The following is a 21,870-nucleotide window of genomic DNA, read 5'->3' as shown; positions in this document are numbered from 1 at the left end:
GTCAGCGGACGGAGACCTCGGGCTCGCCCGAGGCGATGCCGTCCTTCTCCATCTGCTCCGCGATCTTCATGGCCTCGTCGATGAGGGTCTCCACGATCTTCGATTCCGGGACGGTCTTGATGACCTCGCCCTTGACGAAGATCTGTCCCTTGCCGTTGCCGGACGCGACACCGAGATCGGCCTCACGGGCCTCGCCGGGGCCGTTCACGACACAGCCCATGACGGCCACGCGCAGCGGGACCTCCATGCCCTCAAGACCGGCCGTCACCTCGTCGGCCAGCTTGTAGACATCGACCTGGGCGCGGCCGCAGGACGGACACGAGACGATCTCCAGCCGGCGCTGGCGCAGATTGAGCGACTCCAGGATCTGGATGCCGACCTTGACCTCCTCCGCCGGCGGGGCGGAGAGCGAGACCCGGATCGTGTCGCCGATGCCTTCGCTGAGGAGTGCGCCGAAGGCCACCGCGGACTTGATGGTGCCCTGGAACGCGGGTCCCGCCTCGGTGACGCCGAGGTGCAGCGGGTAGTCGGACTGCGCCGCCAGCTGCCGGTAGGCGTTGACCATGATCACCGGGTCGTTGTGCTTCACCGAGATCTTGATGTCGCGGAAGCCGTGCTCCTCGAACAGCGACGCCTCCCAGAGCGCCGACTCGACGAGCGCCTCCGGCGTGGCCTTTCCGTACTTCGCCAGCAGACGCGCGTCCAGCGACCCGGCGTTCACGCCGATACGGATCGGGGTGCCGGTCTCGCCCGCCGCCTTCGCGATCTCCTTGACCTTGTCGTCGAACTGCTTGATGTTGCCCGGGTTCACCCGCACCGCCGCGCAGCCCGCGTCGATCGCCGCGAACACGTACTTCGGCTGGAAGTGGATGTCCGCAATGACCGGGATCTGTGACTTCCGCGCGATCGTCGCCAGCGCGTCGGCGTCGTCCTGGGTCGGGCACGCGACCCGTACGATCTGGCAGCCGGACGCCGTCAGCTCCGCGATCTGCTGCAGCGTCGCGCCGATGTCGGACGTACGCGTCGTCGTCATCGACTGCACCGAGACCGGTGCGTCCCCGCCGACCGCCACCGACCCCACCTGGATCTGACGGCTGACCCGTCGGTCGGCGAGCTTCGTCGGAACGGACGGCATTCCGAGAGAAATTGCAGTCATCTGCTGTGCAACCCCAAGGTGTGGATCGAGGTCCCGAGATCGGCGGGCTCCAGCCCCGAGATTACGCCACGGTGTGCGGGCCGAGCACATCCACGCGAAAACTCCACCCAAAGATAAGCGGCCGGACACGAATGGTGTCCGGCCGCCGCGAATCGGTTCGTATCAGCTGATCTTGACGGGGTTGAAGACGTCGGCGACCAGGACGAGCAGGGTGAAGCAGATGAAGATCCCCGCCACGACATAGGCGACGGGCATCAGCTTCGCCACATCGAACGGGCCCGGATCGGGCCGCTTGAACAGCCGTGCGAGCCTGCGCCGCAGCGATTCCCAGAGCGCGCCCGCGATGTGCCCGCCGTCCAGGGGCAGCAGCGGCAGCATGTTGAAGAGGAAGAGCGAGAGGTTGAAGCCCGCGAGCAGGAACAGCATCATCGCGATCTGGTTCTGCGCGGGGATGTCCAGCGTCATCACCTCGCCGCCGATGCGCGCCGCGCCGACCACACCGACCGGTGAGTCGTCCTTGCGCGGGCCGTCGCCGAAGGCCGCGCTCCAGAGGTCGGGGATCTTGGAGGGCAGGGCGACGATCGACTCGACACCGTCCCCGATCATGGTGCCCATCCGGTCCACGGACTGGGGGAACGAGAGCGGGACGATCTCGGTGGAGGCGGCGAAGCCGAGATAGCCGGCCGGTACGTACTTGTCCGGGACGACCTCTCCGTCGGAGTCCTTCTCGGCCACCATGTTCTTGGCGAGCGTGGCGTGCAGCACCCGCTCGGTGCCGTCGCGGTCGACGGTGATGGTGGCGGGGCCGATCGTCTCGCGGATGAGGCCGGAGAGCGTCGACCAGTCGTCGACCCGCTGCCCGTTGAAGGCGACGATCTTGTCGCCCTTCTGGAGACCGGCCGCGCGCGCGGGCGAGACGGGGTCCTTCTTCTCGCAGGTGTCGCGCTTCTCGCTCTGCGAGATCACACACTGCTGGACGCCTGCGACCTGCGTGGTCTGGGTCTGGAAGCCGAAGCTCATCGCCACACCGATGAAGATCACGGCGGCCAGGACGAGGTTCATGAACGGACCCGCGAACATCACGATCACGCGCTTCCACGGCTTGCGCGTGTAGAAGAGGCGCTTCTCGTCGCCCGGTCCCAGCTCCTCGAAGGCGGCGGAGCGCGCGTCCTCTATCATCCCGCGCCACGGCGAGGTGGAGCGTGCCTCGATCCTGCCGTCGGGGCCAGGCGGGAACATTCCGATCATCCGGATGTAGCCGCCGAGCGGGATCGCCTTGATCCCGTACTCCGTATCGCCCTTCGTGCGCGACCAGATGGTCGGCCCGAAGCCGACCATGTACTGGGGCACGCGGATGCCGAAGAGTTTGGCCGTGGAGAGATGGCCCAGTTCGTGCCAGGCGATGGAGAAGAGCAGCCCCACGACAAAGACGGCAATGCCGAGGACCGTCAACAGGATCGTCATGCGCGAGCCTCCGCTGGCTGTTCTTCACTGAATTCCGCTGCCGTTTCACGGGCCCGGGCGCGGGCCCAGGTCTCCGCTTCGAGGACGTCCGCGACGGTGAGCGAGGTTCCCTTACGGGGGGTGCCGTGCTCCGCGACGACCTCTGTGACCGTATCCATGATGCCGTTGAACGGCAGCCGTCCGGCCAGAAACGCGTCCACGCACTCCTCGTTCGCGGCATTGAACACCGCGGGGGCCGTGCCGCCCAGGGTCCCGACGTGCCGGGCGAGTCCCACGGACGGGAACGCCTCGGTGTCAAGCGGGAAGAACTCCCAGGTCGAGGCCGTGGTCCAGTCGAAGGCGGGCGCGGCGTCCGGCACCCGGTGCGGCCAGCCGAGACCCACGGCGATCGGCCCGCGCATATCGGGCGGGGTCGCCTGCGCCAGGGTCGAGCCGTCGTTGAATTCCACCATCGAGTGGACATACGACTGGGGGTGTACGACGACCTCGATGCGTTCGAAGGGAATGTCGTACAGCAGATGCGCCTCGATCACTTCGAGGCCCTTGTTGACGAGGGTCGCGGAGTTGACCGTGATCACCGGCCCCATGGCCCAGGTGGGGTGCGCGAGGGCGTCCCCGGGGGTGACATGCGCCAGCTCGGCCTTCGTACGGCCGCGGAAGGGCCCGCCGGAGGCCGTCACCACCAGCTTGCGCACATCGGCGCGGGTGCCCGCGGCCAGCGCCTGGAAGAGCGCGGCGTGCTCGGAGTCGACGGGGATGATCTGGCCGGGCCTGGCCAGGGCCTTCACCAGCGGGCCGCCGACGATCAGCGATTCCTTGTTGGCGAGCGCGAGCGTACGGCCCGCGGTGAGGGCGGCGAGGGTGGGCGCGAGTCCGATGGAGCCGGTGATGCCGTTGAGCACGGTGTGGCAGTCGGACGCCGCCAGCTCGGTGGCGGCGTCGGGTCCCGCGAGGATCTCGGGAAGCGGTTCGGCCGTCCCGTACCGCCCGGCGAGCGCCTCCCGGAGCGCGGGCACGGCCTCCTCGCGCGCGACCGCGACGGTGCGGACCCGCAGCTTCCGCGCCTGCTCGGCGAGCAGGTCCACGCGACCGCCCGCGGCGGAGAGCGCGGTGACACAGAAGCGGTCGGGGTTGCGCAGGACCAGGTCGATGGCCTGTGTGCCAATGGATCCGGTGGAGCCGAGGACGACGATGTCCCGGCGGCCTTCGGTCGGATCGAAGGCGATGTGCGGATCGGCGAGAGGGGCTGGGCAGTCGCTCATGCCCCCATTCTCGCCTCATCCCCGCGCCGGAAGGACAGCGCGCCCCGGCAGGTGCCCCCGCGCGCCCGTCTTCACCGCTTTTCCGCCGCGTCCCCGACCGCCGACCGGAACTTCTGCCACTGCGCCCGGACGATCTCGCCGGGCACTCCCCCGACGTCCTTCGTACCGGTGATCTCGGCGCGGAAGGCGAGCGTCGTGGAGCCGGAGCGTACGACGGTCAGATACTCGTACAGCTTCAGCGTGCCCTTCACGTCGAGGAGCGTGAGCCGGAACGCCCTCGCCTCGTCCCCCACGTCCGGCGCTCCGGCGGGCTCCACCTTCAGATACCGCGCTCGCGCCAGCGCCCGGTCCTCGGTGAATCCGCCCGCGCACTCGCGCCCGGCCGTGCCGAGGGCCTTCATCACACCGGCCGCGTCCGGCGCGGTGTACGAACGCAGCTGTACGGAGACGGTGAGGCCGAGCAGCTCGTCGGGTATGTCGGCCTTGCGCTGGACCTCGGCGACGGGGTCGAACGCGGTGGCGCCCTCGGCGAGGCTGACGAGCGGCTGGCAGACGGCGGGATCGGCGGTGTAGTCGTCGCCGAGCGGCGCGCCGAGGGCGTACTCGGAGGCGGTGTACGCGCCGATCCGCTCGCCCTCGGTGAGGGACGCGGCGGTGAGCCGCTCCTCGGTGAGCGGGGCGGGCCCGGAGGCGGTGGCGGAGGGCTTGCCGGCCGTATTCCCGCCCGGTTTCCCGCCCTTGGCGTCGTCGGCGCCCTGCCCGTCCCCGCCGCACGCGGCCGCCCCGGCCAGTACGAGCCCGGCGGCCACCGCCCCGAGCCCCCGCCGCGTCCGTCGTACCCGCCGCTTCCCGGCCTCGAACATGCCTGCCCCCGTTGTCGGTCCACCGCGCCGAGTTGACGGCGCGACTCCCGATTGTGGGGCATGCGACGACATCCCGGGGGGCCCGGCCCGGCGCTCGGAGCCGGCGCCCGGAGCCGGCGCTCAGAAGTGCGTCGTGATGCCGAACTTCTCGCGGAGCATGGCCATGTCGTGGCGGTCCCGGTCGGCCGGCTCGTACCCCTGGTGGAACAGGACCTGCCGCCCGGCCGAGATGCACCGGACCGCCGTCCCCCCGATGGTGCCCGTGGTGAAGCACTCCGCCGGGTACACGTAGGGCTTCTCCGGGTCCGGTGACGACTGGAGCGCCGAGCCGTCCGGGGCGAAGGAGAGGGGGTGGAAGTCGATCTCCTCACCCGTCGGGCGGGCGAGGACGAACCGCACCGGGCGCCAGTCCAGGGTCTCGGCGAAGCCCGCGCCGGACAGCGCCTCGACGACCCGGGGTTCCTGGCCGGCGCGGTGCAGGAGGTCCAGATCGCGGTGGGGGCGGGTCTGGGCGCCGAGCAGGGCGTCGATGCCCCAGCCTCCGGCGATCCAGACGTCCGCGTCCGCCTCCCGCAGCAGGGCCAGCACGGACAGTACGTCGGCGGCGGTCATCACGCGGCGGGACGATACGCCGCCAACTCCGGACGCCGCCAACCGTTTTCGCGGCCCCGGAACGCGCCGGCCGCCGCCGACGAGTTGGGCCGGGCGCATTGACACACCTCACCCGCGGCCCGATTCTGAGAGCGCTCTCACCCCCTGCCTGTGGGGATGAGAGCGCTCTCATCCCCACACATCAGGAGGTAGAGCGTGCTTGGTACCAGAAAGTTGCTCGCGGTACTCGCCGCCGCGGCGATCTTCGCAACGGGGTTCACGGCCGCCGGCCCCGCGGCTCCCGCGGAGGCCGCCGTTCCCACGACCATTCCGCTCACCATCACGAACAGCTCCGGGCGCACGGACCCGGTCTACATCTACAACCTCGGCACGCTGCTCACGACGGGCCAGCAGGGCTGGGCCGACGCGAACGGTACGTTCCACGCCTGGCCCGCGGGCGGCAATCCCCCCACCCCGGCGCCCGACGCGTCGATCGCCGGGCCCGCCAACGGGCAGTCCAAGACGATCCGGATGCCGAAGTTCTCCGGCAGGGTCTACTTCTCGTACGGCCAGAAGCTCGACTTCAGGCTGACGACCGGCGGGCTGGTGCAGCCCGCCGTACAGAACCCGTCCGACCCGAACCGGAACATCCTCTTCAACTGGACCGAGTACACACTCAATGACGCTGGGCTGTGGATCAACAGCACACAGGTCGATATGTTCTCGGCGCCCTACGCCGTCGGCGTCAAGGCCCCGAACGGCACCACCAAGACCACCGGCCACCTCAAGGCGGGCGGCTACAAGGGATTCTTCGACTCCCTCAGGAGCCAGCCCGGCGGCTGGGCCAATCTGATCCAGACCCGGTCCGACGGCACGATCCTGCGCGCCCTCTCACCCGGTCACGGCATCGGGGCCGGAAATCTGCCCGCGTCCGTGATGGACGACTACATCAACCGGGTGTGGAGCAGGTACAGCACGTCGACGCTGACGGTGACCCCGTTCGCGGACCAGCCGAACACCAAGTACTTCGGCCGGGTCTCGGGCAACACCATGAACTTCACCAACAGCGCGGGCGCGGTCGTCACCTCGTTCCAGAAGCCCGACGCGGACTCGATCTTCGGCTGCTACAAGCTGCTCGACGCGCCGAACGACCTCGTACGCGGCCCGATCTCGCGCACCCTCTGCGCGGGGTTCAACCGCTCCACGCTCCTGGTCAACCCCAACCAGCCGGACACGAGTGCGGCGAACTTCTACCAGGACTCGGTGACCAACCACTACGCCAGGAAGATCCACGCGCAGATGGCCGACGGCAAGGCGTACGCCTTCGCCTTCGACGATGTCGGCGCCCATGAGTCGCTGGTGCACGACGGCGACCCGCAGCAGGCGTACATCACGCTCGACCCGTTCAACTGACAGCGGCCGGGCGAACGTGACCGTCCCGTGGCCGGTCGGTTGACTCCGGTCACGGGACGGGGCGGTGGGCGGGGCGAGAGGCCCTCACGGGAACAGCAGGATCCCCGCCAGGATGATCACGACGATCGCGATGGCGACGGCCATGACCTTCCAGGCCGTGCTGTGGACCGGGGGCGGCCCCTTCGGCCCGCCTCCGCGCGGCCTGTCCTCCGGGAGCCGCGGGTTCTCCGGCCGGCCATGTGCGTAGAAGTCGGCGTCCCTGGCCATGGCAACCCCCTCACAGAGGTCGATGAACCCCGCCCGGCGCGGGCGGGAGATTCCGTAGGCATCTCCACATTCCTACATATTCACCTACATTTTAATCACAATTCGGTCAAACGTGCGGACCGGCCGGGTCGCGTCCTCACGCGGACGCGACCCGCCGGCCTCATGACCTCGGCGGCTCAGTGGACGGGACGGTGCACGTTCTCCCGCTGGGACGGTCCCGGGGTCGCGTCCGCGATCCAGGGGCCCTCGCCGCTCGGGTCGATGACCCCGGCCTCCAGCCAGGTGTACGTACCGGCCAGGACGCCGTTCACGACCTTCCGGTCCAGGTCGTCCGTGTTGGACCAGAGCCGGGTGAACAGCTCCTCGACGCGGATGCGGGCCTGCCGGCAGAAGGCGTCCGCCAGCTGGTACGCCTCGCGGCCGTGGTCACCGCTCGTCCGCATCAGCTCCGCCCGTACACAGGCGGCGCTCATGGCGAACAGCTCGGCGCCGATGTCCACGATCCGGCCGAGGAAGCCCTGCTTGGTCTCCATCCGGCCCTGCCAGCGCGACATGGCGTAGAACGTGGAGCGGGCGAGCTTGCGCGCGCTGCGCTCGGCATAGCGCAGATGCGTCGACAGGTCGGGGTGGCCCGCCGGGTGGAACTCCGCGTACGAGCCGGGCAGCTGCCCCGGTCCCGCGACCAGCTTCGGCAGCCAGCGGGCGTAGAACCGGCCCGCCTGCGCCCCGGCCCGCGCCTTGTCCGACAGCGACGCGTCCGGATCGATGATGTCGCCCGCGACCGCCAGATGGGCGTCGACCGCCTCGCGCGCGATCAGCAGATGCATGATCTCGGTGGAGCCCTCGAAGATCCGGTTGATGCGCAGATCGCGGAGCATCTGCTCGGCGGGTACGGCACGTTCGCCGCGCGCGGCCAGGGAGTCCGCGGTCTCGAAGCCCCGGCCGCCCCGGATCTGGACCAGTTCGTCGGCCATCAGACAGCTCATCTCGGAGCCGTACAGCTTGGCCAGGGCCGCTTCGATCCGGATGTCGTTGCGGTCCTCGTCGGCCATCTGGGAGGCCAGGTCCACGACCGCCTCCAGCGCGAAGGTGGTGGCCGCGATGAACGAGATCTTCGCGCCCACGGCCTCGTGGCGGCCCACCGGCCTGCCCCACTGCTCCCGGGCCGCCGACCATTCGCGGGCGATCTTCAGACACCACTTGCCCGCGCCGACACACATCGCGGGCAGCGAGAGCCGGCCGGTGTTGAGGGTGGTGAGGGCGATCTTCAGGCCCGCGCCCTCGGGTCCGATGCGGTTGGCGGCGGGGACCCTGACCTGGTGGAAGCGGGTCACGCCGTTCTCCAGACCGCGCAGGCCCATGAACGCGTTGCGGTTCTCGACCGTGATACCCGGGGAGCCGGCCTCGACGACGAACGCCGTGATGCCGCCCTTCCCGGCCTCCGTCTTCGGTACGCGCGCCATCACGACGAGCAGATCGGCGACGACTCCGTTGGTCGTCCACAGCTTCACGCCGTCGAGGACGTACGCGTCGCCGTCGAGGACGGCGGTCGTGGCGAGCCGGGCGGGGTCGGAGCCCACGTCGGGCTCGGTGAGGAGGAAGGCCGAGATGTCGTGGCGGGCCAGGCGCGGCAGGAAGGTGTCCTTCTGTTCCTGGGTGCCGAACAGCTTCAGCGGCTGCGGTACGCCGATCGACTGATGGGCGGAGAGCAGCGCGCCGATCGCCGGACTGGCGGAGCCGACCAGGGCCAGGGCCTTGTTGTAGTACACCTGGGTGAGGCCGAGCCCGCCGTATTTGGTCTCGATCTTCATACCGAGCGCGCCCAGCTCCCTGAGGCCGTTGATCACCTCGTCGGGGATCCGGGCCTCGCGCTCGATCCGCGCGCCGTCGATCCTCGTCTCGCAGAATTCACGGAGCTTCGCGAGGAACTGCTCGCCGCGCTTGACGTCCTCGGACGCCGGCATCGGGTGCGGATGGATGAGATCGAGACGGAAGCGGCCGAGGAACATCTCCTTGGCGAAGCTCGGCTTGCGCCAGCCCTGTTCCCGGGCCGCCTCGGCGACCTGGCGGGCTTCCCGCTCGGAGACCCTGGGGTTGCCCTGGGGTTCCTGCGGTGCGGATGCTGCTGAGGGTGCGGATGGGGCGGACATGAGGAACTCACCTCGCCGCGGAGTCGGGTCCAGAGACGGTTCAGCCGACCTGGTCTACTCGTCCGTATCTACCCGATTCCCGCGACCCCCACCAGTCGTGGCGCGGGCCGCGGGTACGTGGCGAGGGTGCCGGGGGCGCTCCGGGAGCGCCCCCGGGAGGCCCTCCTAGAGCGCGAGGCCCGTGAGCACCATGACGCGCTCGTATGTGTAGTCGTCCATCGCGAACCGCACGCCCTCGCGGCCCACGCCGGACTGCTTGGCGCCGCCGTACGGCATCTGGTCGGCGCGGTACGAGGGGACGTCGCCGATGATCACGCCGCCGACCTCCAGCGCGCGGTGGGCGCGGAAGGCGGCCTGCACGTCATGGGTGAACACCCCGGCCTGGAGGCCGTACTTCGAGTCGTTGACCTTCTCGAACGCCTCGGTCTCGCTCTCGACGCGGCGCAGGGTGAGGACGGGCCCGAAGACCTCCTCGCAGGAGATCGTGACGTCCGCGGGGACCTCGGACAGGACGGTCGGCGCGTACGTCGCTCCGTCCCGCTTGCCGCCCGTGAGCAGCTGGGCGCCGGCCCGTACCGCCTCGTCGACCCACGACTCGACGCGCTTGGCCGCGTCCTCGCTGACGAGCGGCCCCACATCGGTGGCGTCGTCGCCGGGGTCGCCGGTTACCTGGGCCTCGACGGCGGCGATGACCTTGGGGACGAGACGTTCGTACACCGAGGCGTCGGCGATCACGCGCTGGACGGAGATACAGGACTGGCCGCCCTGGTAGTTCGAGAAGGTGGCGATCCGGGTCGCGGCCCAGTCCAGGTCCTTCTCGCTCGCGTAGTCGGCGAGGACGACGGCCGCGCCGTTGCCGCCGAGTTCGAGCGTGCAGTGCTTGCGCGGGACGGAGTCCATGATCGCGAAGCCGACCTTGTCCGAGCCGGTGAAGGAGATGACCGGCAGCCGCTCGTCCTGGACGAGGGCGGGCATCCGGTCGTTCGGCACGGGCAGTACGGACCAGGCGCCGGCCGGCAGGTCGGTCTCGGCCAGCAGCTCGCCGAGGAGGAGTCCGGAGAGCGGGGTCGCCGGGGCGGGCTTGAGGATGATCGGGGCGCCGACGGCGATGGCCGGGGCGATCTTGTGGGCGCAGAGGTTGAGCGGGAAGTTGAACGGCGCGATACCGAGCACGACGCCACGGGGGAAGCGGCGGGTCAGGGCGAGACGGCCGGCGCCGCCCGGGTCGGTGTCGAGGCGCTGGGCCTCCCCGCCGTTGAAGCGGCGGGCCTCTTCGGCGGCGAAGCGGAAGACGGAGACGGCGCGGCCGACCTCGCCACGGGCCCACTTGAGGGGCTTGCCGTTCTCGGCGGAGATCAGCCGGGCGATCTCCTCGGTGCGCTCGACGAGCCTGCGGGAGACGTGGTCGAGCGCGGCGGCCCGTACGTGCGCGGGTGTCGCGGCGAACTCGTCCAGGACCGCGTGCGCGGCGGCCACGGCCTCTTCGACCTGGTCCTCGGTCGGCACGGCCACGGTGCCGACGAGCCGGCCGTCCCAGGGGGAGGTGACGTCGAAGGTGTCCTCGCCGGTGGCCTGGCGGCCGGCGAGCCAGAAAGCGTGGGTGGAAGTCATTGCGAGTCCGGGCCCTTCCGAAGAGATGGGGGTGTCTGGTTCCACGGTAGGGGTGCGGACGCGGGTGGTCGTTTGTCCGGGGTGGAGTGGTGAGGTGGGAGGCGTGCTACGCATTGTCGTAAGCGCCCGCCGCGCGGGGTCGCGGACGGACGCGTCGCGACGGATGCGCCGGCTCCCGGGCCGGATCTAGTCGCTCGCGGGTACGGGGGACGCCGTCGTCTTCAGGGCCAGCCACAGCTCCATCCGTACGTCCGGGTCGTCCAGCGAGCGGCCGAGGATCTCCTCCACCCGGCGCATGCGGTAGCGCAGCGTATGGCGGTGGACCCCGAGGTCGGCCGCCGCCGCGTCCCACTGGCCGTGCCGGGAGAGCCAGGCACGCAGCGAGGCCACCAGATCCCCGCGGCCCTTCGCGTCGTGCTCGTACAGGGCGCGGAGCATGCCGTCCGCGAAGGCGCGTACGGCGTCGTCCGCGAGCAGCGGGAGGATCGATCCCGCCGCCAGTTCCTCGTGCTCGACCAGCGCCCGGCCGCGTCTGCGCGCCACCGAGAGGGCCTGCTCGGCCTGTTTGTACGCGCCCGCCGCCGCGATCGGGCCCGTGGGCGCGGAGAGTCCGATGACGGCCCCCGCGTCCTCGGCCTCGCGCCGGGCGTAGCCCTCGCAAGCCGTGACCACCGCCCCGCCGTCCACGGCGAGCACGATGAGCCGTTCCTCGCCGTCCGGGACCGCGAGCAGCGCCTCCCCAGCCCGTGCGGCCGCTGCCTCCAGCGCCTCCGTGAGCAGCTGGAGCGGATGGTCGGTCTCCGGATCTGGCACGGGCTTCGCCTGCTTCGCGGGTTTCGACGATTCGGCCGATTCGGCGACCAGCAGCCGGAACGGGGCGTCGAGCAGGCCCCCGTAGAGATCACCGGCCACGGCGCGCGCGTGGTCGGGCTGGCCGGAGAGCAGCATCCGCAGCACGGCCGCGCCGAGCCGCTGTTCGGCGGCCTGGAGGGCCCGCGACCGCTCCGTGGTCAGCGTCAGCAGGGCGATCGCCGAGTGGACCGCGTACCGCTCCGCGGTGCCCAGCGCGGCTCCCGTACCGACGGCGAGCGCGCCGCGCATCCGTCGGCCCGTGCCCAGGGACTGGAGCTCGACGCGGTCCTCGGCGCCGCCCGGTGCCTCGGCCGCCGCGTCTCCCGACGCCCCGACCACCGCGCTCGCGGGCGCGGGCCGCTCCCGCAGCCGTTCCACCTCGCCGGTCAGCCGGGCGGCCCGGCGCGCGGCCCACTCGGGCGCGGCGGCGACGACCGCGCCCGACGCGTCGTACAGCGCCGCCCAGCCGTCCACATACGCGGCGAGCCGGGCCAGCAGCGCCGCGGGCCCTTCGGCGAGGGCGGCGCTGGTCAGCTCGCGCTGCGCCTCGAACCCCGCGGTGACCGCGCGGTACTGGTCGGCCGCGAGAGCCGCCGAGACGGCCTTGCTGATGGCGAGGAAGGGGGTGCGCCGCGGAACGCCCAGCAGCGGCAGCCCGGCCTCCCGCGCGGCCTCGACGAGCGCCTCCGGGATGTCCTCGTAGTTGACGCCGACGGCGAAGCCGAGCCCGACGACCCCGGCGCCGACCAGCCTGCGGACGTAGCGCCGCATGGCCTCCGGATCGGCGGCGTCCAGGGTCGTCGCCGTGATGAGGAGCAGTTCCCCGCCCTCCATGTACGGCACGGGGTCGGCCAGCTCGCTCGCGTGGACCCAGCGCACGGGCGTCTGGAGCCGGTCCTCCCCCGCTCGCACGGTGAGGTTGAGCGCCGAATGCTGGACGAGCGAGGCGAGGGTGGGCGGCATGGTCGAACCGTAGGGCCTTCGGCGATGGAGGGGCAGGGCGGCGGCCGGAAGACGCCACCTCGGACGATTACGCCGTCCCGTATGAACGGCATCCCTCAATTCTGCCAGCTTGTACGAGCCGACGGCCGGGGTGGTGGCGGTGGCCGGGTTGCGGCGTCCGCGGTGGCGGTGGCCGGGGTGGCGGTGGCCGGGTTGCGGCGTCCGCGGTGGCGGTGGCCGGGGTGGCGGTGGCCGGCGGCACCGGCTCCGCGTGGCCGGTGCCGCGGGATCAGTTCCGCAGATCCACCAGCAGGGGCGGCGCGTGGTCGCCCCCCACCGTCCGCAGGGACAGCACCGCGTGCCCCGCGGGCACCGAGTGCGCCAGCTCGGAGGCCGACCAGCGCTCGCGCTCGACCTTCCGTACGGTCACCGCGTCCGTCGTCACGGCCTTGCCCGTGACCAGCTTCCGGAAGGCGTGGATGGCCCGGGTCAGCGGCTGGTCGGCGAAGACCGTGCGCTGGGTGACGTCCCGGGTCTCCACCCACTCGGTCCCCCAGGCCTCCGCGAAGCGCTTGCCGTCCCAGGTGGTGATCCCGGAGAAGGCCATCCGGCAGCCGACGGCCCCGAGCAGCGCGGTGTGCAGCGCCTCCGGCACATCGTCGAGCGTGCGCAGGGTGAGCAGCGCGCCCGCGTTCACCGACCGCAGCCGCTGCACCCCGCGCAGGGTCTGGCCGGTGAGGGTGCGGGTCGCGTCGTCCAGGACGAGACAGGCGAAGAGCGAGCGGTCGGCGCGTACGGCGGCGTTCGCCGTGAACTGGGCGAGGACGAGCCTGGCCAGCATCCGCGAGGCCTCGGCGTGCCCGCGTTCCGGCAGGTCGATACGGACCCGGAGCGGATGTTCCAGGGTGCGCAGCGAGAACGGCCGGGTTCTGCCGCTGGTGTCGAAGAAGCCCGCGAACGCCGGGCGGTCGAGCAGCGCGATCCGGTCGGCGAGCGCGCTCCCCGCGTCCCCGGGGGCCGCGGACTGGCGTTCCCTGGTGTCGAGTTCGCGCCGCATGGCGTGGTGGCCCCCGGCGTCGAGCGCCTCGCGCAGGGCGGCCAGCGCGGCGGGCGTGCCGTCGAGCAGCTCGCGCAGCTCCGGTACGGCGGGCAGCCGGCCGTGCGCGGCGCGGAACGGGCCGAGCAGCTGAGCGAGCGCGGTGGTGGCCCGCCTGCCGTCGGTGTCCGTGAGATCGCCGACGAGGCCCTCGGCGAGTACGGCGGCGGCCTCGTCCGGGTCGTTCGTCCCCCCGTACAGATCGAGGTCGTAGACCGACCGCGGGTCGCCGAGCCGGACCACGACGTCGTAGGCGCTGTCGGGGCCGAGCTGGGTTCCGGCGGCGCAGACGGCGATGACGACGGCCTGTCCCGCGAGCGCTTGGAGGGAGAGCGACTCGACGACCGGCCGGACGAGGGCATGGGTCTTGCCCGCGCCCGGCGGTCCCACGGCCAGCAGAGAGGTCCCCAGCAGGACCGGGTCCAGCGCGATCCCGGTGCCGCGCCGGGGATACGGGTTGCGTTCCCCGTCGTGGACCGTGCCGAGCCGGACCTGCCGTACGAGCAGATCGTGCCGGGCGGCGCGGACGGGCAGGTCGCGCGTGCCCGAGGGGTGGACGCAGGCCGCGGCGCCCTGGGCCCGTACGGCCTCGGCGAACGCCGTGAGCCGGGAGGGATCGGCCCGTACGGAGTGCCAGGCGCGCCGGATCCGCGCGTAGTCGACGTCGTTCATCCGCCCGTCCCGCACCTCGGCGGCGAGCCGTGTGGCGGTCTCGCCCTGGCCGGCGGCCCGGAGCTGGGGCCACTCGGCGAGATCGTCCTCGGGCTCGGGGGGCGGTGGCGCGGTCTCCTTGGGCGCGACCCCGGGGACCCGGCCGACGACGCGGCGGGCGAGCTCGGGCCAGCGGCCGAGCCGTCCGAAGAGGACCAGGAGCCCGCCGATGACCAGCGCGTAGTAGATGTAGGAGGCAACGACCGAGGCCATCGTGCCGCGCCAGGAATCGGGCGTGAACATATAAAGCGGCCAGAGCCAGAAACCGCCCAGATAGCCGTTCCACAGCAGCGACCAGAGCAGCAGGCCCGCGAGGAGCGAGATCAGCGCTCCGCTGACCAGCTGCCGCACCGGCGTGCGCTCCGGCTCCTCCGGGGGGCGCGGCCGGTGTCCGTACGCCCATGTCCCGGGCGCGTCCGCGACGCGGGGTACCCGCAGCCACTCGCCCAGGGTCGGGCCGCTGTCCGGGGCGCGCTCCGGCGCGGGTGGAGCCGGTGGAGCCGCTTCGAAGACGCCGTGGGCGAAGGCACCGGACGGTTCGAAGGCACCGGGCGGCGGACCCGGCGGCAGGCCCGGCGGCGACGGCGAGGACGTCGGCATCGGCGGCGGCGTGGGCGGCGGCCCCGCCGGCCGCGGCACAGGGGTGGCGCGCGTGCCCTGTGAGTCGTGCGTGCCGTCGGTGTCCATGAACCCCTGCCCCCTGACCAGTCGGGCCCGCGCTGTGCAGTCCGCCGTGTGCAAGCGTCGATCTCGTGTGCAAGCGTCAATCTAGTGCCCGCGCACGGGTAGTTCACCGTTCCCCGCCCACCGGGTGTCGGGCCGCCCCGCCGTGCCTCCCGGCCCTGCCGCGGGCGCCATCTGTCCGTCACGGACAACGACACGCCCCGGTTTCTACCGAACGGCGCATGCCCGCACCCCTCCGCCACCCCTAGCCTGCGAAGAAAGCCGAAGAAAAGACCCCGGAAACACCCCCAGGAGCCCCTCATGACCGCCATTCCGCAGGAGCGCCGCCTCGTCACCGCCATCCCAGGGCCGAAGTCTCAGGAGTTGCAGGCCCGCCGTACCGCCGCGGTCGCCGGCGGCGTCGGGTCCGTGCTGCCCGTGTTCGCCGCCCGAGCCGGCGGCGGGATCCTTGAGGACGTGGACGGCAACCGGCTGATCGACTTCGGTTCCGGGATCGCCGTGACCTCGGTCGGTGCCAGCGCCGAGGCCGTCGTACGCCGTGCCTCCGCCCAGCTCGCGGACTTCACCCACACCTGTTTCATGGTCACGCCGTACGAGGGGTACGTCGAGGTCTGTGAGCGGCTCGCGGAGCTGACGCCGGGTGACCACGCGAAGAAGTCCGCGCTGTTCAACTCGGGCGCCGAGGCCGTCGAGAACGCTGTGAAGATCGCCCGTTCGTACACCAGGCGCCAGGCGGTGGTCGTGTTCGACCACGGCTATCACGGCCGTACGAACCTCACCATGGCGCTGACCGCGAAGAACATGCCGTACAAGAACGGCTTCGGGCCGTTCGCCCCCGAGATCTACCGGGTGCCGGTCGCATATGGCTACCGCTGGCCGACCGGTCCCGAGAACTGCGGCCCCGAGGCGTCCGCCCAGGCCATCGACCAGATCAGCAAGCAGATCGGCGCCGACAACGTCGCCGCGATCATCATCGAGCCGGTGCTCGGCGAGGGCGGCTTCATCGAGCCGGCCAAGGGCTTCCTGCCCGCGCTCGCGAAGTTCGCCAAGGACAACGGCATCGTGTTCGTGGCGGACGAGATCCAGTCCGGCTTCTGCCGTACCGGCCAGTGGTTCGCCTGTGAGGACGAGGGCGTCGTCCCCGACCTGATCACCACCGCGAAGGGCATCGCGGGCGGTCTGCCGCTCGCCGCCGTCACCGGCCGCGCCGAGATCATGGACGCCGCGCACTCGGGCGGCCTCGGCGGTACGTACGGCGGCAACCCGGTGGCCTGCGCCGCCGCGCTCGGCGCCATCGAGACGATGCGGGAGCTGGATCTCGCCGCGAAGGCCCGCCGTATCGAGACGGTCATGAAGGGCCGGCTCTCCGCTCTGCGCGAGAAGTACGACCTGATCGGTGATGTGCGCGGCCGTGGCGCGATGATCGCGATCGAACTCGTGAAGAACCGTGAGACCAAGGAGCCGGCTCCGGAGGCGACCGCCGCGCTCGCCAAGGCGTGCCACGCGGCCGGGCTATTGGTCCTGACCTGTGGCACCTACGGCAATGTGCTGCGCTTCCTGCCGCCGCTGGTGATCGGCGAGGACCTGCTGAACGAGGGCCTGGACATCATCGAGCAGGCGTTCGCCACCGTCTGAGCCGCCGGAAACCGCCGCCGGAAACCGCCGTCTGAGCTGCCGGAACAGGGACCGGGACCCGCGGGAGCGGCCCCGGTCCGCCACACCTGTCAGGGCCTGTGAAGAAGGTGTGCGGGGCCGATGGCGGGATGCGTTTCGGACTGTCGGTGTCGGCGCGCCTGACGTACCGTTTCCGCAGATGAGAGAAACACCCCGCTCGCAGGGGACTGCGAGCGACACCGGAGCGGGGCATCCCCGGCGCCGCTCTGGTCGTGCCTTCGCGCACACCACTGGAGCCTCCGGCTCTGGAGCACCTCACCGATCGGATGGCCGCCCGCCCCAAACCCCCCGGGGCGTGCGGCACACCGGTCCGCACGGCCGCCCCGGAACCACCCCCCCTGTTCCCGGGCGGCCGTCCTTCTTTCCCCGCCCCGCCCGGTGGTTCTGGATTCCCTTCGCGCTGTGCGCGGCCGTCTTCGCGCTCGTGACCTGGCAGGTATCCGCCGGCGGGCCGCTGATGTCGGCCGACGAGCGTGCCGGTCGCGTGCTCGCGGGCCAGGGGCCCAGACCACTGACGGAATTCCTCGCCGATCTCGGCAGCATGCTCGTCGCCGTGCCCGTACTGGCCGTGGCGATCGGATACGCGCTGTGGCGCGGGCAGCGCGCGCGGCCGCTGGTGGCGGCGCTCGCGATGGCCGCCGTGCCCGTCCTGGTCGTACCGCTCAAGCTCTGGACCGACCGGCCGGGCCCGTTCACCGACGCCACCGGGTACTACCCGTCCGGGCACACGGCGACGGCGATGGTCGCGTACGGCGGCGCCGCGCTGCTCCTCGCTCCGGGCACGCCGCGGAACCGGACGGTGCCCGCCGCCGTCCTGCTCACCCTGGCGACGGGCACCGGTCTCATGCTGCGTGGCTACCACTGGCCGCTGGACGTCCTCGGCAGCCTGGCGCTGTGCGGGATGCTGCTCCTGGCTCTGGAGCGGGCACTCCGCGTGGCCGGATCGCGCGACCTCAGCCGAAGTACGCGTCGAAGTTCTTCGAGAACTCCCACTGGTTGAAGCGGTCCCAGTTGATGGACCAGGTCATCAGTCCGCGCAGGGCGGGCCAGGTGCCATGGGTCTGGTAGGAACCGCAGTCGGTCTTCTTGGTCAGGCAGTTCAGCGCCTTGTTCACCTCGGCCGGTGAGGTGTGGCCGTTGCCCGCCTGGGTCGAGGCGGGCAGGCCGATGGCGACCTGCTCGGGGCGGAGCGCCGGGAAGACCTTCGTGGTGTCACCGGCGACGGGGAAGCCGGTGAGCAGCATGTCGGTCATGGCGATATGGAAGTCGGCGCCGCCCATCGAGTGGTACTGGTTGTCCAGGCCCATGATCGGTCCGGAGTTGTAGTCCTGGACGTGCAGCAGGGTGAGATCGTCGCGCAGCGCGTGGATCACCGGGAGGTACGAGCCGGCGCGCGGGTCCTGGCCGCCCCAGGGGCCGGACCCGTAGAACTGGTAGCCGAGCTGTACGAAGAAGGTCTCGGGGGCCATGGTGAGGACGAAGTCCGCGCCGTACTTGGCCTTGAGGGTCTTGATCGCGGAGATGAGGTTGACGACGACCGGGGTCGTGGGGTTGCGGAAGTCGGTGTCACCGGTGTTCAGCGAGAGCGAGTGGCCCTCGAAGTCGATGTCCAGGCCGTCCAGACCGTACTCGTCGATGATCTTGGAGACCGAGGAGACGAAGGCGTCGCGGGCGCCGGTGGTGGACAGCTGCACCTGGCCGTTCGCGCCGCCGATGGAGATCAGGACCTTCTTGCCCGCGGCCTGTTTGGCCTTGATCGCCGCCTTGAACTCGGCGGCGGACTCGACGTTCGGGCATTCGGCGACCGGGCAGAGGCTGAAACGGATGTCGCCCGAGGTGACCGAGGTGGGTTCGCCGAAGGCGAGGTTGATGACGTCCCACGAGGCGGGCACGTCGGCCATCCGCGTGTAGCCGGAGCCGTTGGCGAAGCTGGAGTGCAGATAACCGACCAGCGCGTGGGCGGGCAGGTCCGCGCCGCCGCCTCCGCCGCCGCCCGAGGCGGAGGTGGTGGCGGTGACGGCGGGCGAGAGCGCGGAGGCGCCGGCGGCGTTGGTGGCGGCGACCTGGAAGCCGTACGCCGTGGAGGGGCTGAGTCCGGTGACGGTGGCCGAGGTGCCGCTGACGTCCAGCGCCCTGGCGCCGCCCCGGTAGACGGTGTAGCCGGTGGCGCCCGTGACGGGCGCCCAGGAGAGCGCCACGGAGGTGGAGGTGACGGTGCCCGTCTTCAGACCGGTGGGGACGGCCGGTGGCTGCGCCGGGGCGCCGCCAGGACCGACGAGGGTGAGGTCGTCGGCGTAGTAGGCGGGCGTGCCGTACCACCCGTGGGTGTAGACGGTCACCGAGGTGGTGTTCGGGCCGGTGCGGAAGCTCGTCGTCAGCTTCTGCCAGTCGGACGCGGACTGCGTCCAGGTGGAGACATCGGTGGTGCCGGTGCCGGAGGCGCCGAGATAGACGTAGCCCCCGCGGACCCAGGAGCTGAGTGTGTACGCGGAGTCCGGCTGGACCGCGACGGTCTGCGAGCACTTGGCGTTGTCACTGCCCGCGGGGGTCCCCTTGAGCGCGCCGCTGCCGCCGTGGACGGGGGTGGTGACGACGGCGCCGCTGCCCGCCGTACAGCTCCAGCCCGTCAGGCCGGACTCGAAGCCGCCGTTGCGGGCGATGTCCGCGTCGGCGGCCCGCGCCGTCTGGGCGGCGGCGACGAGTCCGCCCGCGGTCAGTACGGCGGCCGCGAGGGCGGCCACCAGTCTTGGGTACAGAGCAGGACGTCTCGTGCGTTCCACAACTGCCTCCGGGCATGGGGGAAATGAGGTGGCGGAGCGCGCACAGCATGGTCCAGACCAATTGCTTGGTCAAGACCTCTGACAGCGCCGCCCCGGAACCGCCGCCGCTCCCCCGCTCACGCCGCTTCCCCCGCTCCCCGGCTCACGCCCCTTCCCCCACTCCCCCGCCCCCCGCCCCCCACGTCACGCGGCGCCGCCCTCCCCACCCCCGTCCCCGTCCCGGTCTCCCGCCGCGAGGTTCGCCGCCGCCTCGTGCATGGCCAGTTCCAGCAGTGACGCGTCGGTGAGCGTGCCCGAGCCGTCCGGCGGGATCAGCCAGCGCATGCCGCCGCTCGTCCGCCCCGGGTACGGCACCACGATCCAGGTACCGGAGCCGGCGCCGCGTACGCCCGTACCGAGCCAGCGCGCGACCGTGCCCGGCGGCACGAAGAACCCCATCCGCGCGTCGCCGAAGTCGGCGAGCACCGGCCCCGGCCGGTCGACGAGCCTGGTCAGCACGTCGAGGGTCGGATAGCCGAGTTCACCGGGGAGGATCAGCACGTCCCAGCGCCTGCCCGCGGGCAGGAGAGCCACCCCCAGGGGGTTGCGCTCCCACTCCCGCCGGCAGGCCTCGGGATCCGGTGCCACCGAAATCAGCCACTCCACCGCGTTGTTCGCCCCTGAGCCGGTCATCTGCCCGGCCTCCCCTCCGTATTGTTGGACAATCTGTCCACAAGGAGGAGACACGGGGGGTGCCGGTCGATGACGCGGGTTCGGCCGGTGATCTTGCGGTGATCTGGATCACAGGGCCTGCGGGATCCGGAGCACGAGGTCCCACGGACCCGGATCAGCAGGCGCGCGGATCCGGATCACAGCCTTCGGCGGCGCGGCTCAGCGGCTCAGCTGTCGAAGCCCAGCCCCAGCCGGTCCATGGTCCGCAGCCACAGATTGCGCTGTCCGCCCCGGGCGTCCGCGCGGGCGAGCGACCATTTCGTGAGACCGATCCCGGCCCACGCGGCCGGTTCGGGCGGGAAGGGCAGCGGCTTGCTCCTGACCATCTCCAGCGCGGTGCGCTCGGTGCGTTCGCCCGCCAGGAGATCGAGCATCACCTCTCCGCCGAAGCGGGTCGCCCCGACACCGAGTCCGGTGTAGCCGGCGGCGTACGCGACCCGGCCGTCGTACGCCGTGCCGAAGAAGGCCGAGAAGCGCGAACAGGTGTCGATGGCACCGCCCCAGGCATGGCTGAAGCGCACCCCCGCCAGCTGCGGGAAACAGCGGAAGAAGTGGGTGGCGAGCTTGAGATAGGTCTCCGGGCGGTGGTCGAGCGCCGGGTCGAGCCGCCCGCCGTACGGATAGACCGCGTCGTAACCGCCCCACAGGACGCGGTGGTCGTCGGTGATCCGGAAGTAGTGGAACTGGTTGGCGCTGTCGCCGAGCCCCTGGCGGTTCCGCCAGCCGATCGCGGCGCGCTGTGCCTCGGTCAGCGGCTCGGTCATCAGCGCGTAGTCGTAGACCGGGACGGTGTACGGACGCACGCGTCGGACCAGCGAGGGGAACACGTTGGTGCCGAGCGCGACCGAGCGCGCGAAGACCCGCCCGTACGGCGTACGGACGGCCATCCCGGCTCCGGCTCCGGGCCTGGTACGCGCCAGCTCCAGCCCGCGGGTGTTCTCGTAGACGCGTACCCCGAGGTCCTCGCAGGCGCGCTTGAGGCCCCAGGCGAGCTTGGCCGGGTGCAGCATGGCGACGCCGCGCCGGTCCCACAGCCCGCCGAGGAACGTCGGCGAGTCGACCTCGGCGCGCACCGCGTCCCGGTCGAGAAGTTCCAGACCCGTGCGGCCGAGGCGCCTGGCCTCCGCGTACAGCTCGTGGAGGTCGTCGAGCTGGTACGGCTCGGTGGCGACATCGATCTCGCCGGTGCGCTCGAAGGAGCAGTCGATGGCGTAGCGGGCGACGGCCGCCTCGATGGCGTCGAGATTGCGCTCGCCCAGCTCCTCCAGTTTCCGCAGCTCACCCGGCCAGCGCGCGAGCCCGTTGCCGAAGCCGTGGGTGAGGGAGGCGGCGCAGAAGCCGCCGTTGCGGCCGGATGCGGCCCAGCCCACCTCGCGTCCCTCGATCAGCACGACGTCGCGGTCCGGATCGCGTTCCTTGGCGAGCAGCGCGGTCCACAGCCCGCTGTAGCCGCCGCCGATGACGAGCAGGTCGCAGTGTTCGTCGCCGGTGAGGGCCGGCAGGGCCCCCGGCCTGCCGGGATCGTCCAGCCAGTATGGGACCGGCCGGGCGTCGGAGAGCGATGCGGCGGCGAGCGCCGCGCCTGCGGTACGCATGGCGCTTGGGGCCATGGCTTCCCACTCCTTCTGGATCCTTCTGGATTC

16 protein-coding genes are annotated in these 21,870 nt (G+C 71.5%); 3 read left to right on the top strand and 13 right to left on the bottom strand.

The features are described from left to right. Position 1: 1 nt before the first annotated feature. The 5 genes from ispG to ACZ7LS_RS27310 form a co-directional block, all read right to left on the bottom strand. Positions 2 to 1,156 (bottom strand): flavodoxin-dependent (E)-4-hydroxy-3-methylbut-2-enyl-diphosphate synthase, encoded by a 1,155-nt coding sequence (gene ispG / locus ACZ7LS_RS27330; protein ID WP_129772149.1) that lies wholly within the window; start codon positions 1,154 to 1,156, stop codon positions 2 to 4. A gap of 162 nt (positions 1,157 to 1,318) precedes the next feature. Beyond that, positions 1,319 to 2,620: a M50 family metallopeptidase gene (locus ACZ7LS_RS27325; RefSeq protein WP_382517030.1), complete on the bottom strand. Its 1,302-nt coding sequence runs from the start codon at positions 2,618 to 2,620 to the stop codon at positions 1,319 to 1,321. After that, complete coding sequence (dxr, locus tag ACZ7LS_RS27320) at positions 2,617 to 3,882, bottom strand: 1-deoxy-D-xylulose-5-phosphate reductoisomerase (protein WP_385133461.1); 1,266 nt, start codon at positions 3,880 to 3,882, stop codon at positions 2,617 to 2,619. Before dxr ends, ACZ7LS_RS27325 begins: the two co-directional genes overlap by 4 nt. A 71-nt stretch (positions 3,883 to 3,953) precedes the next feature. Then, positions 3,954 to 4,745, bottom strand: coding sequence for a hypothetical protein (locus ACZ7LS_RS27315; protein ID WP_385133458.1), 792 nt, complete (start codon positions 4,743 to 4,745; stop codon positions 3,954 to 3,956). Between the two features lie 120 nt (positions 4,746 to 4,865). Beyond that, positions 4,866 to 5,357, bottom strand: coding sequence for a nucleotidyltransferase domain-containing protein (locus ACZ7LS_RS27310; RefSeq protein ID WP_382880069.1), 492 nt, complete (start codon positions 5,355 to 5,357; stop codon positions 4,866 to 4,868). Positions 5,358 to 5,552: 195 nt separating this feature from the next. On the opposite strand from ACZ7LS_RS27310, the gene ACZ7LS_RS27305 reads away from it, so the two are divergent. Then, positions 5,553 to 6,749: a glycoside hydrolase family 64 protein gene (locus ACZ7LS_RS27305; protein ID WP_382517039.1), complete on the top strand. Its 1,197-nt coding sequence runs from the start codon at positions 5,553 to 5,555 to the stop codon at positions 6,747 to 6,749. An 84-nt stretch (positions 6,750 to 6,833) separates the two neighbouring features. Here ACZ7LS_RS27305 and ACZ7LS_RS27300 read toward each other — a convergent pair whose 3' ends face one another. The 5 genes from ACZ7LS_RS27300 to ACZ7LS_RS27280 form a co-directional block, all read right to left on the bottom strand. Next, positions 6,834 to 7,016 (bottom strand): hypothetical protein, encoded by a 183-nt coding sequence (locus ACZ7LS_RS27300; RefSeq protein WP_356511489.1) that lies wholly within the window; start codon positions 7,014 to 7,016, stop codon positions 6,834 to 6,836. 176 nt (positions 7,017 to 7,192) lie between these two features. Next, on the bottom strand, positions 7,193 to 9,166 hold the full coding sequence (locus tag ACZ7LS_RS27295; protein WP_385133453.1) for an acyl-CoA dehydrogenase family protein: 1,974 nt from the start codon (positions 9,164 to 9,166) through the stop codon (positions 7,193 to 7,195). Between the two features lie 165 nt (positions 9,167 to 9,331). Beyond that, positions 9,332 to 10,777 carry an aldehyde dehydrogenase family protein gene (locus tag ACZ7LS_RS27290; protein WP_385133450.1) on the bottom strand — a complete coding sequence of 482 codons (1,446 nt, stop codon included), beginning with the start codon at positions 10,775 to 10,777 and terminating at the stop codon, positions 9,332 to 9,334. A gap of 186 nt (positions 10,778 to 10,963) precedes the next feature. Then, the gene (locus ACZ7LS_RS27285) at positions 10,964 to 12,592 is read right to left on the bottom strand and encodes a PucR family transcriptional regulator (protein WP_385133447.1); all 1,629 of its coding nucleotides are present in this window, start codon (positions 12,590 to 12,592) and stop codon (positions 10,964 to 10,966) included. 268 nt (positions 12,593 to 12,860) lie between these two features. Further along, a complete protein-coding gene (locus ACZ7LS_RS27280) occupies positions 12,861 to 15,065 on the bottom strand; it encodes an ATP-binding protein (RefSeq protein ID WP_385133444.1) in 2,205 nt (734 codons plus the stop codon). Between the two features lie 297 nt (positions 15,066 to 15,362). Between ACZ7LS_RS27280 and gabT the strand changes: the two genes are divergently transcribed. Then, positions 15,363 to 16,697, top strand: a complete 1,335-nt coding sequence (gene gabT, locus ACZ7LS_RS27275; RefSeq protein WP_382517049.1) for a 4-aminobutyrate--2-oxoglutarate transaminase — start codon at positions 15,363 to 15,365, stop codon at positions 16,695 to 16,697. A 463-nt stretch (positions 16,698 to 17,160) separates the two neighbouring features. Beyond that, positions 17,161 to 17,736 carry a phosphatase PAP2 family protein gene (locus ACZ7LS_RS27270; RefSeq protein ID WP_382664603.1) on the top strand — a complete coding sequence of 192 codons (576 nt, stop codon included), beginning with the start codon at positions 17,161 to 17,163 and terminating at the stop codon, positions 17,734 to 17,736. On the opposite strand, the gene ACZ7LS_RS27265 is transcribed toward ACZ7LS_RS27270, so the two are convergent. The 3 genes from ACZ7LS_RS27265 to ACZ7LS_RS27255 form a co-directional block, all read right to left on the bottom strand. After that, positions 17,690 to 19,516, bottom strand: a complete 1,827-nt coding sequence (locus ACZ7LS_RS27265; RefSeq protein ID WP_382874471.1) for a chitinase — start codon at positions 19,514 to 19,516, stop codon at positions 17,690 to 17,692. The genes ACZ7LS_RS27270 and ACZ7LS_RS27265 overlap by 47 nt on opposite strands. Positions 19,517 to 19,699: 183 nt before the next feature. Beyond that, positions 19,700 to 20,188, bottom strand: a complete 489-nt coding sequence (locus ACZ7LS_RS27260; protein ID WP_382517057.1) for a bifunctional DNA primase/polymerase — start codon at positions 20,186 to 20,188, stop codon at positions 19,700 to 19,702. Between the two features lie 206 nt (positions 20,189 to 20,394). Beyond that, the gene (locus ACZ7LS_RS27255; protein WP_382873108.1) at positions 20,395 to 21,837 is read right to left on the bottom strand and encodes an NAD(P)/FAD-dependent oxidoreductase; all 1,443 of its coding nucleotides are present in this window, start codon (positions 21,835 to 21,837) and stop codon (positions 20,395 to 20,397) included. Positions 21,838 to 21,870: the final 33 nt, after the last annotated feature.

The sequence above is a fragment of the Streptomyces sp. NPDC039430 genome (assembly GCF_055639435.1).
Note: the sequence above shows the minus strand (reverse complement) of the source record. Positions and strands in the feature narration are given on the sequence as shown.

Bases quoted from the DNA above. Each gene is read 5' to 3' on its own strand.
- ACZ7LS_RS27300 (WP_356511489.1), bottom strand. From the start codon at position 7,016: ATGGCCAGGGACGCCGACTTCTACGCACATGGCCGGCCGGAGAACCCG.
- ACZ7LS_RS27325 (WP_382517030.1), bottom strand. From the start codon at position 2,620: ATGACGATCCTGTTGACGGTCCTCGGCATTGCCGTCTTTGTCGTGGGG.
- ACZ7LS_RS27255 (WP_382873108.1), bottom strand. From the start codon at position 21,837: ATGGCCCCAAGCGCCATGCGTACCGCAGGCGCGGCGCTCGCCGCCGCA.
- ACZ7LS_RS27310 (WP_382880069.1), bottom strand. From the start codon at position 5,357: ATGACCGCCGCCGACGTACTGTCCGTGCTGGCCCTGCTGCGGGAGGCG.
- ACZ7LS_RS27315 (WP_385133458.1), bottom strand. From the start codon at position 4,745: ATGTTCGAGGCCGGGAAGCGGCGGGTACGACGGACGCGGCGGGGGCTC.
- ACZ7LS_RS27280 (WP_385133444.1), bottom strand. From the start codon at position 15,065: ATGGACACCGACGGCACGCACGACTCACAGGGCACGCGCGCCACCCCT.
- ACZ7LS_RS27285 (WP_385133447.1), bottom strand. From the start codon at position 12,592: ATGCCGCCCACCCTCGCCTCGCTCGTCCAGCATTCGGCGCTCAACCTC.
- gabT (WP_382517049.1), top strand. From the start codon at position 15,363: ATGACCGCCATTCCGCAGGAGCGCCGCCTCGTCACCGCCATCCCAGGG.
- dxr (WP_385133461.1), bottom strand. From the start codon at position 3,882: ATGAGCGACTGCCCAGCCCCTCTCGCCGATCCGCACATCGCCTTCGAT.
- ACZ7LS_RS27260 (WP_382517057.1), bottom strand. From the start codon at position 20,188: ATGACCGGCTCAGGGGCGAACAACGCGGTGGAGTGGCTGATTTCGGTG.
- ispG (WP_129772149.1), bottom strand. From the start codon at position 1,156: ATGACTGCAATTTCTCTCGGAATGCCGTCCGTTCCGACGAAGCTCGCC.
- ACZ7LS_RS27290 (WP_385133450.1), bottom strand. From the start codon at position 10,777: ATGACTTCCACCCACGCTTTCTGGCTCGCCGGCCGCCAGGCCACCGGC.
- ACZ7LS_RS27295 (WP_385133453.1), bottom strand. From the start codon at position 9,166: ATGTCCGCCCCATCCGCACCCTCAGCAGCATCCGCACCGCAGGAACCC.